This window comes from Vallitalea maricola (genome assembly GCF_036985595.1).
In the GTDB taxonomy this organism is placed as follows: Bacteria; Bacillota; Clostridia; order Lachnospirales; family Vallitaleaceae; genus Vallitalea; species Vallitalea maricola.
This window is the reverse complement of record NZ_BTPU01000262.1, coordinates 1-267: the sequence shown is the minus strand read 5'-3', so window position 1 is coordinate 267 and position 267 is coordinate 1. Positions and strand designations below refer to the sequence as shown.

The following is a 267-nucleotide window of genomic DNA, read 5'->3' as shown; positions in this document are numbered from 1 at the left end:
CTCGCCAAAAAGAATATACCGTATCTAAAGAGTCCATGATTAAGTATAAGGGGAAAAAATACTCCGTCCCTACTAAATATATTGGTAAAAAAGTTCATGTTAATGAAACCTCTGACGGTAACATCTGTATTTATTATAACGAGGATTTTATTGTTTGTCATCCCATTGGCGAAAAAAGATTCAATTATAAACTTGGACATATGCACGAGATACTAAAATCGGATGCTTGTAAGCATCTATCCGATAAAGAAATTAATACCTTCATAG

1 protein-coding gene is annotated in these 267 nt (G+C 32.6%); it reads left to right on the top strand.

The annotated features are described in order from the left end of the window. Positions 1–35 precede the first annotated feature (35 nt). Positions 36–267, top strand: a 232-nt coding sequence (locus AACQ14_RS24035; RefSeq protein ID WP_423248009.1) for a Mu transposase domain-containing protein, incomplete at its 3' end; no start/stop codon positions are given.